The organism is Neorhizobium populisoli (assembly GCF_019430945.1).
Taxonomy (GTDB): domain Bacteria; phylum Pseudomonadota; class Alphaproteobacteria; order Rhizobiales; family Rhizobiaceae; genus Neorhizobium; species Neorhizobium populisoli.
Map to the genome: position 1 here is coordinate 350,818 of NZ_JAHYCB010000003.1, position 13,069 is coordinate 363,886.

Annotated in this window: 8 protein-coding genes; 5 read left to right on the forward strand and 3 right to left on the reverse strand. The window is 61.8% G+C overall.

The features are described from left to right. Position 1: 1 nt before the first annotated feature. Both KX729_RS09660 and KX729_RS09665 read right to left on the reverse strand, forming a co-directional pair. Positions 2-1,825: an ABC transporter ATP-binding protein/permease gene (locus tag KX729_RS09660; protein WP_219742222.1), complete on the reverse strand. Its 1,824-nt coding sequence runs from the start codon at positions 1,823-1,825 to the stop codon at positions 2-4. A gap of 132 nt (positions 1,826-1,957) precedes the next feature. Then, positions 1,958-3,181 (reverse strand): ROK family transcriptional regulator, encoded by a 1,224-nt coding sequence (locus tag KX729_RS09665; RefSeq protein WP_219742223.1) that lies wholly within the window; start codon positions 3,179-3,181, stop codon positions 1,958-1,960. A gap of 346 nt (positions 3,182-3,527) precedes the next feature. On the opposite strand from KX729_RS09665, the gene KX729_RS09670 reads away from it, so the two are divergent. The 3 genes from KX729_RS09670 to KX729_RS09680 all read left to right on the forward strand — a co-directional run bounded on the left by KX729_RS09670 (position 3,528) and on the right by KX729_RS09680 (position 6,684). Continuing rightward, positions 3,528-4,553 (forward strand): sugar ABC transporter substrate-binding protein, encoded by a 1,026-nt coding sequence (locus KX729_RS09670; RefSeq protein WP_219742224.1) that lies wholly within the window; start codon positions 3,528-3,530, stop codon positions 4,551-4,553. Between the two features lie 275 nt (positions 4,554-4,828). Next, on the forward strand, positions 4,829-5,893 hold the full coding sequence (locus KX729_RS09675) for an ABC transporter permease (RefSeq protein ID WP_219742225.1): 1,065 nt from the start codon (positions 4,829-4,831) through the stop codon (positions 5,891-5,893). 11 nt (positions 5,894-5,904) lie between these two features. After that, a complete protein-coding gene (locus KX729_RS09680; protein ID WP_246617499.1) occupies positions 5,905-6,684 on the forward strand; it encodes an ATP-binding cassette domain-containing protein in 780 nt (259 codons plus the stop codon). Between the two features lie 63 nt (positions 6,685-6,747). On the opposite strand, the gene KX729_RS09685 is transcribed toward KX729_RS09680, so the two are convergent. Beyond that, the gene (locus KX729_RS09685) at positions 6,748-7,110 is read right to left on the reverse strand and encodes a VOC family protein (RefSeq protein ID WP_219742531.1); all 363 of its coding nucleotides are present in this window, start codon (positions 7,108-7,110) and stop codon (positions 6,748-6,750) included. A gap of 167 nt (positions 7,111-7,277) precedes the next feature. Here KX729_RS09685 and KX729_RS09690 point away from each other — a divergent pair, with 167 nt between their 5' ends. Continuing rightward, positions 7,278-10,610 carry a transglutaminase family protein gene (locus KX729_RS09690; RefSeq protein ID WP_219742227.1) on the forward strand — a complete coding sequence of 1,111 codons (3,333 nt, stop codon included), beginning with the start codon at positions 7,278-7,280 and terminating at the stop codon, positions 10,608-10,610. A 23-nt stretch (positions 10,611-10,633) separates the two neighbouring features. Then, a complete protein-coding gene (locus tag KX729_RS09695; protein WP_219742228.1) occupies positions 10,634-13,045 on the forward strand; it encodes a circularly permuted type 2 ATP-grasp protein in 2,412 nt (803 codons plus the stop codon). Positions 13,046-13,069 lie beyond the last annotated feature (24 nt).

Below are 13,069 nucleotides of genomic sequence, written 5' to 3' on the forward strand. Positions count from 1 at the left end.
CTCAAGCTCCGTCCTTCTTGTCTTCGGCCGCGTCCGGCTGATCGGCTTTACGATCCGGGTGATGATGATCTTCGTGCGGGTGCAAAGGCGCGAGATGGAAAAGCTTCGGCGAAAATTTCTTCGCATACTCTTCTGAGCGGCCGATATAGATGATCGTTGTGTTTTCCAGCCCTTCGAGCACGTCGAGCAGCCTCTGCTGCGTCTCCGGCTCCAGACCTTCCAGCACGTCGTCCATGATCAGCCATTCGGGCTTGCGCATCACGGCATTGGCGATCTGCAGCGCCGCCTGTTCGTCCTTGTCGAGCAGCCGGTCCCAGCGCTCTACCTCGTCCAGCCGTTCGATCAGCCGCTCCAGACCGGCCTTGTCGAGCGCATCGACCATAGCCTCGTCGGTGACATCCGGGATGCCGGCGGGATAGGTCATCACCTCGCGCAACGTTGCGGTCGGCAGGTAACCATCCTGCGGCATCATGATCATGCTGGCCGCAGCCGGCATGGCGATCTCACCGCGCCCCCAGGGCCAGATTTTTGCGAGAGCCTGGAAAAACAGGTGCCGGTCGGCGCCGGGATCACCATTGATCATCACCCGCTCGCCGGGCTTGATCGTGCATTCGCCCTCGCGCGTCTGGATGCCATGGCCGGTCGCACCCTTGTCGGGCTCGCCGAACACGGCGACGTCGCAAATGCGGATCCCCTCGTCCGGCTTGGCGTCGCGATAGACGATGACCTCGCCCTCCTTGGCAGGTGTATCCATGGCGAGAAGAGCATTGCGGAAGGAGGATACGCGCGTCAGCGTCGCCCGCCAATCGGCAATGACGCTGAAATTGATGACATACCAGCGCAGCGCCTGATTGACCTGGTTGAAGGCCCCGACCGCCATCATTAGCCCACCGAAGGTCAGGCCGCCGGAGAAATACATCGGCGACGCGATGATGATCGGCGCCACCAGCGCCAGCCAGCCGAAACCCGCCGAAACCCAGGTGAGGTTCGCCAGAGCCCAGGCGAGTTGACGCAGCATTTCAAGCACGCCGTCGATGGCCCCGTGAACACGCTCCCGCTCGCTTGCCTCGCCACGCGCCAGCGTGATCGGCTTCAGGTTCTCGTTGGCCCGCACCAGCGCGGCGCGCAGGTCGGCTTCCTTGGCATAACGGTCCGCATTCAGCTTTGGCAGACGGGCGCCGACGACATTGCTCAGGACCGAACCGAGCAGCGCATAGATGATGGTCGCCCACACCATATATCCGGGGATCGAGATCGTATGGTCGCCGAATTTGAACACGAAATCCGAGGAGATCGCCCAGAGCACGCCGATGAAACTTGCGAGCAGGATGGTGGAGTTGACGAGGCCGATTGCCAGCGCCGTGGTGTTTTCCGCCAGGATGCGGGTGTCTTCATGCAGCCGCTGGTCCGGATTGTTGGCGATCGAGCCGGCGCCGAAGAGTTTCAGCGCCCGCCCCGGCACCAGCCAGACATCGGCCAGATCGCGCGCCAGACCTTCGCGCATCCGCATCGCCGCGATCTGGTTAAGCCATTGCTGGATGACGTTGAGCAGCGTCAGCGAAAAGGCGATGATGCCGAACATCATAAGCTGGTTGAGGAATTCCGGCATGTCGCGCCGCTGCAGCGCGTCGTAGAACGGACCGTTCCATTCGTTCAGCTTGTAGGCCGCGTAGGTCGTCGCGAAAATCACGACCAGAAGCGCGACCGTCAGGACCAGAACCCGGTTGCGCACTTCGGTATTCCAGAAGGCGCTGGTCATCATTTTTAGCTGACCGCCCAGAGAGAGCTCGTAGTTCTGCAATTCCGCTTCCGGGGTTTGCGACATCTTTCACGAGCTCCTGTGCATGGATCAATGCGAGTGCCGCACCCTTAACATGCGGCAAGCCGTTGTACAGATGTGGAGAGACGCAAGTCGCCCGGCAATTGCCAGCGACAACCTTGCGCAGGCTGGAAACGATCAGACTTCCTTGAAGAGCACGCTCTGGTCGGTGAGGTATTTCGCAAAGATCGGCAGGCTGGCGCCGCCGATGGCGCGGGCATGCGAACCGACCCGGCCTTCGATGATATCCGGAATGATGACGCCCTGAAGATCGAGCCGCCGTACAGCCTCGATCGTCGCGGTAACCAGCCGTTTGCGCACCCAGGCGGGAAAACCGCCATCGATGATCGCCGCGCCGAAATCGATAATCGAGGCAGCGGCAACGATCGCCTGCGCCAGCGCATTGGCGGTCTCGGAAATCCACAGCGCCAGAGGCTCGCCGAAATCGATCCAGTCGTCGGCGGAATACCACAGTGGCTGCGGATCGATGCCGCGCTCTTTCAGCATGTTTTCCAGCACGAAGATCGAGGCGATATCGAGCAGCTGTCGCGTTTCGCCGCCCTTGCCACGCACCGGCAGGGGACCAACGGCGCCTGCCGTGCCGGTGCGGCCGGAAAAGATCGCCGAGTTTAGGACGATACCGCCGCCGACGAAGGAGCCGATGAAGAAATAGACGAAATCCGGATAGGAGGGGCCGACACCGAAGACGAGTTCCGCCCCGCAGGCGCTGGTCGCGTCGTTCTGCAGATAGACCGCATGGCGCACCCGCCCGGAAATTTCCGCCTGAAGATCGACGCCCCGCCAGGCATCCATCTCGTCCTGCGGCGCGCCCACCTCATCGGCCCAGTTCCAGAGTTCGAAAGGAGCCGCAATACCGATGCCGGCAATCCGGTCGCGCTCGGTGGCGCTCAAGCCCGCTTCCAGCCGGGCGATGCCCGACGCGATGATCTCGATGATCTTCTCCGGCACCGGATAGGCATAGGTCTCGTGATATTGCAGACGGATGCGTCCGACGAAATCCATCAGCACCAGATCGGCGCTTCGCCGGCCGATCTTGATCCCGAAGGAATAGACCGCATCCGGATTGAGCCGCATTGGTACCGAAGGCTGGCCCACCCTGCCGCGTACCGGCTCGCCACGCAGAAGCAGGCCGTCCTTTTCCAGCGAACGCATGATGACGGAAACGGTCTGGGCCGACAGCCCGCTGCGGCGGGTAATATCCGCCTTGGACATCGAGCCGTGGAGCCTGACAAGCGAAAGCACGAGCCTCTCGTTATAGGCCCTCACCCGCACCTGGTTCGAACCGCCGGTAAAATTCCCGAGCGGCGCATGCCCCTGCTCCATGCCGTCCGATACGGACATTGGCCTTTCCTCCCGGAACTCTCCCCCTATATCCGCGAGGAATGCCTTGCTGTGGTCCGAATACCTTCTTCGGTATCCGGGCCAGAACTGCAAGACGCAACATGTCGCGGCAGGCGGGATTTGGTTCCTCCTAAGGTGAAACTATGCCACGACAGATAAATAATTCAATCGGAATTAATTATTGACAGGCGATTTGAATTTCGCCTTAATGAGCCTTGTTAAGGGCATGAGGCGGCTTGGAGGAGGCGCCCGTCAACTTCGATGGCACTCGTGCCCAACCATCGGATCGCCAACGGCCTGAGTGCCAGAATGGCGGGACAGATTTAAAACTCTCGGGAGGAGACCCATGAAGAAAACCGTACTTTCAGCCGCCTTCGGTGCGTTGGCACTCGGCGTCGCCTTTTCCGCACCGGCGCAGGCCGCGGGCGTTTCTGCATGCCTGATCACCAAGACCGACACCAACCCCTTCTTCGTCAAGATGAAGGAAGGTGCGACTGCCAAGGCCAAGGAACTCGGCGTGACGCTGAAGTCCTATGCCGGCAAGATCGACGGCGACTCTGAAAGCCAGGTCGCGGCGATCGAAAGCTGCATCGCCGACGGTGCCAAGGGCATCCTGATCACCGCATCCGACACCAAGGGCATCGTGCCGACCGTCAAGAAGGCCCGCGATGCCGGTATTCTGGTCATCGCGCTCGATACCCCGCTCGATCCGATCGCGTCGGCCGACGCCACCTTCGCCACCGACAACCTTCTCGCCGGCAAGCTGATCGGCCAGTGGGCCAAGGAAACCATGGGCGACAAAGCCAAGGACGCCAAGGTCGGCTTCCTCGACCTGACACCCGACCAGCCGACAGTCGACGTGCTGCGCGACCAGGGCTTCATGATCGGCTTCGGCATCGATCCCAAGAACCCGGACAAGATCGGCGACGAGACCGATAAACGCATCGTCGGCCACGACGTGACCAACGGCAACGAAGAAGGCGGCCGCAAGGCCATGGAAAACCTTCTCCAGAAGGATCCGGGCATCAACGTCATCCATACGATCAACGAGCCTTCCGCCGTCGGTGCCTACCAGGCTCTCAAGGCTGTCGGCCTTGAAAAGAACGTGCTGATCGTCTCCGTCGACGGCGGTTGCCCGGGCGTCAAGTCGGTCAAGGATGGCCAGATCGGCGCCACCTCGCAGCAATATCCGCTGTTGATGGCATCGCTCGGCATCGAGGCGATCAAGAAGTTCGCCGACACCAAGGAAAAGCCGAAGCCGACCGAAGGCAAATCCTTCTTCGACACCGGCGTCTCGCTGGTCACCGACAAGCCGGTCTCCGGCGTCAAGTCGATCAGCGTCAAGGAAGGCACCGACAAGTGCTGGGGGTGAGGACTGGTCGGCAAAGCCGACGAAATGATCCAGTGAATCATTTCGAAGTCCGAACGCCCGAAGCGTAAGCGAAGGGCCGGGAAACGGTGCGGCACACTCCCATCTTCCCCCTTGCGGGGAAGATGTCAGCGGAGCTGACAGATGGGGGTGGTGCCACAAACCCGACGGTAGAATGTGCTGAACCACCCCCACTCTCCCTACCAGGCATCTCTCGCCGCAAGGGGGAGAGAAGGGGCTGGCCGGCCCACCACCAAAAAACCAGAGGAGGAGGAAGCATGAGCGGCATACAGGAGTTCGAGCGCACGCTCGACGGCAGCGACAAGAACGTCGCCTCCTTCGAACACCAGAACATATCCCCATTGAAACGTGCCCAGCACTTTCTGCACTCGACGCCGGCCGCCGTGCCGCTGATCGTGCTGGTACTGTCAGTCTTCATCTTCGGACTGACGATCGGCGGGCGCTTCTTTTCATCCTACACGCTGACGCTGATCCTGCAGCAGATCGCGGTCGTCGGCATTCTGGGTGCGGCCCAGACGCTGGTCATCCTGACTGCCGGCATCGACCTTTCGATCGGCGTGGTGATGGTCATCTCGGCGGTCATCATGGGCAATTTCGCCGTGACCTATGGCTTGCCGACACCGATCGCCATCCTGGCCGGGCTCATCACCGGCGGGGTCTGCGGCTTTTTCAACGGCTTCCTGGTCGCAATCGTCAGGCTGCCCCCCTTCATCGTCACGCTGGGGTCGTGGAATATCGTCATGGCGACGAATTTCATCTACTCCGCCAACCAGACGATCCGCGACGCGGATGTGGATGCGAATGCGCCGCTGCTGCATCTCTTTGCCATCAATTTCCGCTTCGGCAGCGCCATCCTGACGCTCGGCGTCATCTCCATGGTCGTGCTGGTCTGCATTCTCTGGTACGTGCTGAACCACACCGCCTGGGGCCGCCACGTCTATGCCGTCGGCGACGATCCGGAAGCGGCAAAGCTCTCGGGCATCCAGACCCGCAAGGTGCTGCTCAGTGTCTATACGATCGCGGGCGTCATCGCCGCCTTTGCCGCCTGGGTCTCGATCGGCCGCAACGGCTCGGTTTCGCCCTCCGCCGCGGTGACCGACTACAATCTTCAGGCCATTACAGCGACCGTGATCGGCGGCATCTCGCTCTTCGGCGGACGCGGCTCGATCCTCGGCACTTTGTTCGGCGCCATGCTCGTCGGCGTCATGTCGATGGGTCTCAACATGCTCGGCGCCGACCCGCAATGGAAAGTTATGCTGACCGGTTGGTTGATCATCGCGGCCGTCGCCATCGACCAGTGGATCAGAAAGGCAGGCGTGTAATGGAGACGATAATGCAGACTGCAGAACCGATCCTCTCAGCCCGCGGCCTGTTCAAGAGATACGGCCGGGTGACCGCCCTCGACAACGCCGATTTCGACCTCTATCCGGGCGAGATCCTCGCCGTCATCGGTGATAACGGCGCCGGCAAGTCTTCGCTGATCAAGGCGATTTCCGGCGCCATCCGTCCCGATAGCGGCGAGATCAAACTCGAGGGCAATGTGGTGAACTTCAAGTCGCCGCTGGAAGCCCGCGATGCCGGCATTGAGACGGTCTATCAGAACCTCGCGCTCTCGCCGGCGCTTTCCATCACCGACAACATGTTCCTCGGCCGCGAACTGCGCAAACCGGGCTTCATGGGCTCGGTGTTGCGAAAGCTGGATCACAAGGCGATGGATAAGTTCGCCCGCGAAAAGCTGTCCGAACTGGGCCTGATGACCATCCAGAACATCAATCAGGCGGTGGAAACCCTCTCCGGCGGCCAGCGTCAGGGCGTGGCCGTGGCTCGTGCCGCCGCCTTCGGCTCCAAGGTCATCATTCTCGACGAACCGACAGCCGCGCTCGGCGTCAAGGAAAGCCGCAAGGTGCTCGAACTCATCCTTGACGTCCGCTCACGCGGCATTCCGATCGTGCTCATCTCCCACAACATGCCGCATGTCTTCGAGGTGGCCGACCGTATCCATATCCACCGCCTCGGCCGGCGCCTTACCGTCATCAATCCGAAGGACCATACGATGTCGGATGCCGTTGCCTTCATGACCGGCGCAAAATCCGTTCAACCGGTCGCCGCATAAAAGCAACAACAGGCCGACCAAGATGCGGGTCCCGCGAACCTCCGCCGCGGGACCCGCTCTCTTTCAATCCACCTTCCGAAAAGCACGGCTGGATATCGAAATGGGATTCTGGCACGGGTCTTTCGCATTGGCGTAGACATAACCGTCCGCCTTGTGGATCGAGCCGAAATCGAGACCCTTTACCTTCGCCTGACGGCAGAAACCTTCGACATCCTCGACATCAAAGGCCAGCTTCACCAGTGATTGCCCCATTTTCTGGCTCTTCGCAGCCGGGTGCAGCATGATGTTCGCCCCGCCATCCTGCGCGACGAGTTCGACGATCCGGTCGCCCGGCAGCCGCAGCGCCCGAAACCCGAAATGCGTCTCATAGAAGAGAGCCATTTCCTCGACGTCTCTGACATAAATCACCAGTCTGCCAAGCGGCACCGCTTTCACCTCCATCGGTCGTCTCACCTACGCAATTCACCGGTATTGTCTGCAAGCGACATACTCTGATTCCGCCTTGCATTATTCTCGTGCAGCGCACAAAATCCATGCAACGATGACGGATCGGTCAAATCCAAAGGCCGGCGCAAGGGGTACGAAGGGTCAGTATGTCGATCAAGGCGAGTATCTACCACCTCACCCATTATATCTACGACAAGCCCGTCCGCCTTGGACCGCAAATCATCCGCCTCAAGCCCGCTGCCCATTCCCGCACCAAGGTCTTGAGCCATTCGCTGAAGGTCACGCCCGAAAATCATTTCGTGAATCTGCAGCAGGACCCTTACGGCAATTATCTCGCCCGGTACGTCTTCCCGGACCCGGTCACCGAGTTCAAGATCGAGGTCGATCTCGTTGCTGACATGACGGTCTACAATCCCTTCGACTTCTTCGTCGAGGAACACGCGACCAGGTGGCCTTTCGAATATCCGGAAACGCTCGTCGAAGACCTCTCCATATACCGCAAGCCTGAGCCGGCGACGCCGCTCCTCAAGGCCTTTCTCGAAACGCTCGACTGGACGCCGGACCAGCCGACGGTTGACATGATCGTCGCGCTCAATGCCCGCCTCCAACAGGAAATCGGCTACGTCATCCGGATGGAGCCTGGCGTACAGGAGCCGGAGGAAACGCTTGCCGCCGCCAAGGGCTCCTGCCGGGATACGAGCTGGCTCTTGGTCCAGATTCTGCGGCATATGGGTTTCGCAGCCCGCTTCACCTCCGGCTACCTGATCCAGTTGACGCCGGACCTGAAAGCGCTCGATGGCCCGTCCGGCACGGAAGTCGATTTCACCGACCTGCATGCCTGGTGCGAAGTCTATCTGCCCGGCGCCGGCTGGGTGGGCCTCGACCCGACCTCCGGCCTGCTGACCGGCGAAAGCCATATTCCGCTCTCTGCAACACCCCATTATCGCAACGCCGCGCCGATCTCCGGCGGCTTCTATGGCGAGGCGGAAACCTCGTTCGAGTTCGACATGAAAGTGTCGCGCGTTGCCGAACATCCGCGCATCACCAAGCCTTTTTCGGACGAAAGCTGGGATGCTCTGAACGATCTCGGCGAGCAGGTCGACCGCGTATTGTCGGCACAGGACGTCCGCCTCACCATGGGCGGCGAGCCGACCTTCGTGTCTATCGACGATTTCCAATCGGAAGAATGGAATACGGCCGCCGTCGGCCCGACCAAGCGCGACAAGGCCGATATCCTGATCCGCAAACTGCGCGAGAAATTCGCGCCGGGCGGCTTCCTGCATTACGGACAGGGCAAATGGTACCCGGGCGAAAGCCTGCCGCGCTGGACCTTCTCGCTTTATTGGCGCAAGGACGGCAAGCCGATCTGGCAAGATCCGGACCTGATTGCCGCCGAAGGCAAGGACACGAACGTTACCGCGAAAGAGGCGGAAGAATTGATCGTCGCGATAGCCTCCGAGCTGGATATCGAGAGCGATATGGTCATCCCGGCCTTCGAGGATCCGGCGGAGTGGATCATCAAGGAGGGCAGCCTTCCCGAAAATGTCGATCCGTCCAACTCCAAGCTGGAAAGCCCTGAGGAACGCGCCCGCATCGCCAAGGTGTTCGAACGTGGCCTCACCGTGCCGACTGGTTACATCCTTCCCGTTCAGGCGTGGAATGCGAGAGCCGGCGGACGCCGCTGGGTGAGCGAGCGCTGGCGCACCCGGCGCGGCAAGATCTTCCTTATCCCCGGCGACAGCCCGATCGGCTTCCGAATGCCGCTCGGCACCCTCCCCTACGTTCCGCCCTCGCAATATCCCTATATCCACCAGGCGGACCCCTCGATCCCCCGCGAGCCCTTGCCGGACTACAGCGCGCCGGGCCGCGCCATGGCCGAGGCATCGCGCAAGACGAGCGACCCCCAGCAGGACCGCAACGAGCAGAATATCACCGGCTCGGCGGGCGATATCAGGGGCGCCGTCCGCACCGCCATGAGCGTCGAGCCGCGCGATGGCCGGCTTTGCGTCTTCATGCCGCCGGTCGAACGGATCGAGGATTATCTCGATCTCATCGCCGCCGCCGAAAGGGCCGCGCAACAGATCGGCCTGCCGATCCATATCGAGGGTTACACGCCCCCGCAGGACGAACGCATCAACGTGATGCGCGTGGCCCCAGATCCCGGCGTCATCGAGGTCAACATCCATCCTGCCTCGAACTGGAACGAATGCGTGGCAATTACCACCGCGGTCTACGACGAGGCACGCCAGACCCGTCTCGGTGCCGACAAGTTCATGATCGATGGCCGCCACACCGGCACGGGCGGTGGCAACCATGTGGTGGTCGGCGGCAGCAATCCGAATGACAGCCCGTTCCTGCGTCGCCCGGATCTGCTGAAGAGCCTGATCCTGCATTGGCAGCGCCATCCGTCGCTGTCCTACCTGTTCTCCGGCATGTTCATCGGCCCGACCAGCCAGGCGCCTCGCGTCGACGAGGCCCGCCACGACACGCTTTACGAGCTCGAAATCGCCATGTCGCAGGTGCCTGCCCCCGGACAGGGCCAGCCACCGCTGCCCTGGCTGGTCGACCGCCTGTTCCGCAACCTCCTGACCGATGTTTCCGGCAATACGCATCGTTCGGAAATCTGCATCGACAAGCTCTTCTCTCCGGATGGTCCGACCGGCCGGCTCGGGCTGGTCGAGTTCCGCGGTTTCGAAATGCCGCCGAATGCCCGCATGTCGCTCGCCCAGCAATTGCTGGTCCGCGCCTTGATTGCCCGGTTCTGGAAGAACCCGGCTCAAGGCAAATTCGTGCGCTGGGGCACAGCCCTTGCCGACCGCTTCATGCTCTCCCACTATGTATGGGCCGACTTGCTGGAAGTTCTGCAGGATCTGCGTGAAAACGGCTTTGATTTCCGGCCGGAATGGTTCGAGGCGCAGCTTGAATTCCGCTTCCCTTTCTGCGGCGAGGTCCAATATGAGGGCGCCAAGCTCGAATTGCGGCAGGCTCTGGAGCCGTGGCATGTCATGGGCGAGGAAGGGGCGATCGGCGGCACGGTGCGCTATGTCGATTCGTCGGTCGAACGTATGCAGGTACGGCTCGATACCGCCAATCCGGAGCGCTATACCGTCGCCTGCAATGGCCGCGCGGTGCCTCTGAAGGAGACTGGCACGGCCGGCGTTTCGGTCGCCGGCGTCCGCTTCAAGGCATGGCAGCCGGCCTCGGGCCTGCACCCGGTTCTGCCGGTTAATACGCCGCTCACATTCGATGTCTATGATACGTGGTCCGGCCGATCTGTGGGCGGCTGCAGATACCATGTTGCCCATCCGGGCGGTCGCAATTATGAGACTTTCCCGGTCAACGGCAACGAGGCGGAAGCACGCCGGCTTGCCCGGTTCGAGCCATGGGGTCACACGGCGGGGCGTTATGCGCTCTCCGCCGAAACGCCATCGCCGGAATTTCCGCTGACGCTTGATCTGCGCCGGCCGGCAGGTGTGTAGAACTAGAGGTGTAAGAAACGTCGATGTCCAAAGGGCCGGCAACAGAACGGGTAGCTGAAGGGGAGGTCGGCATCGACCCTATCCTCGGTTATGCGGCCTTGCCCGGAATCGCCGATGAGATGGTGGATGCCACCGGCCAGATCCGGCCGGTCTGGCGCAATCTCATCAATCACCTGAGCCGCCTGACCGAAGGCGAACTGCACGAGCGTTTTGCCCGTGCCGACCGTTATCTTCGCGACGCCGGCGTCTTCTATCGCACCTACGGAGCCCAGGGCAGTGGCGAGCGCAACTGGCCGATCAGCCATATTCCCGTCCTGATCGACGGCAAAGAGTGGGAGACGGTCTGCAAAGGCCTCACCCAGCGCGCCGATCTTCTGGAAACCCTGATCGCCGATATCTACGGCGAAAACCGGCTGGTGCAGGAGGGCATCCTGCCCCCGGCATTGATCGCCGGCAATTCGGAATTCCTGCGCCCGCTGGTCGGCGTCAAACCGGTCGGCGGCCATTACCTGCATTTCTGCTCCTTCGAGGTCGGCCGCGGCCCAGACGGCAATTGGTGGGTTCTGGCCGACCGCACGCAGGCGCCTTCCGGTGCCGGTTTCGCGCTGGAAAACCGCGTTGCGACGACCCGCGCCTTTTCCGATCTTTATGCCGAAAGCCATGTGCATCGCCTCGCCTCCTTCTTCGGCGCCTTCCGCGATGCGCTTCAGGGGCACAAGCAATATCCGGAGGACCGTATCGCGGTTCTGTCTCCCGGCCCGGCCAACGAGACCTATTTCGAACACGCCTATATTGCCCGCTATCTCGGCTTCATGCTGCTCGAAGGCGAAGATCTGACCGTCGTCAACAATCGCGTCATGGTCCGCACCGTCGCGGGCCTGAAGCCGATCGGCGTGCTCTGGCGTCGCCTCGACGCTTCCTATGCCGATCCGCTGGAATTGAACCAGAACTCCCATATCGGCACGCCCGGCATGGTCGAGGCGCTACGCTCCGGCGCCGTTACCTTCGTCAACGCGCTCGGCTCCGGCATTCTGGAAACCCGCGCCCTCCTCGCCTTCATGCCGACCGTCTGTCGCAGACTGCTCGGCGAAGATCTGATCATGCCGTCGATCGCCACCTGGTGGTGCGGCCAGAAGACCGAGCGGGAGCACGTCGCCAAGAATATCGAGCGGATGGTTATCGGCCCATCCTATTCCCGCCTGCCCTTCTTCGACGACAACGGCCAGTCCGTCCTCGGCTCGTCGCTCCGCAAAACCGCCAAGGATACGGTCGGCGAGTGGCTGACGAATGAGGGGGCCAAGCTGGTCGGCCAGGAAGTTGTGACGCTTTCGACCACCCCGGCCTATGTCGATGGCAAGCTTGTTCCGCGGGCGATGTCGCTGCGCGTCTTTGCCGCCCGCACCGAAAGCGGCTGGCAGATCATGCCGGGCGGTTTTGCCCGGATCGGCTCCGGCGATGATGTGGCGGCGATCGCCATGCAGGCCGGCGGCACCGCTGCCGACGTCTGGATCGTCTCCGACAAGCCGGTCGCCAAACCGTCGCTGCTGCCGCCGGAAGAAAGCTTCACCCGTAACATGCCGGGTTCGCTCCCGAGCCGCGCAGCCGATAACCTGTTCTGGCTCGGCCGTTATATCGAGCGCGCCGAAGGAGCGCTGCGCATCCTGCGCGCCTGGCATCTGCGCTACGCGGAATCCGCCGATCCGAACGCCCCGCTGCTCGCCGATATCACCCGTTACCTGAAGGGCATCGATATCGAGATGACCAAGGCGGTGCCGACGCCGCTCCTGCGCAATATCGACAGCGCGATCTACTCTGCCAGCAACCTGCGTGACCGCTTCTCGCCGGATGGTTGGCTGGCGCTGACAGACCTGTCGAAAACCGCCCGCCGTTTCCATGAAAAGGTGCGGCCGGGCGACGACGCAGCGCATGCCATGACCGTGCTTCTCCGCAAGCTCGCGGGCTTTGCCGGCCTCGTGCATGAAAACATGTATCGCTTCATGGGCTGGCGTTTCCTGTCGATCGGTCGCCACCTGGAACGCGGCATGCATATGACCCGCCTGCTCGGCCACATGTCCGGCCCGGATGCGCCGGACGGTTCACTCGATATGCTCATCGAGATCGGCGATAGCGTCATGACCCACCGCCGCCGCTATAACGTCAATACCGCCCGCCTGACGGTTGCCGACCTTCTGGCGCTCGATCCGCTCAATCCGCGCTCGATCCTTTTCCAGCTGAACGAGATCCGTAACGAGGTGGAGCAACTGCCGAACGCTTACGTGAACGGCCAGATGTCACCGTTCTATCGTGAAGCGTTGCGCCTGCATTCCGGCCTTGCCGTAATGACGCCGGAGGCGATGAATGAAGAGGTCTACCAGAAGCTCGAAAATGAGATGGAGAAGCTGTCCGACCTTCTCGGCCAGACTTACTTCAACTAACCTGGAAAGGGAGGAGAACCGCCC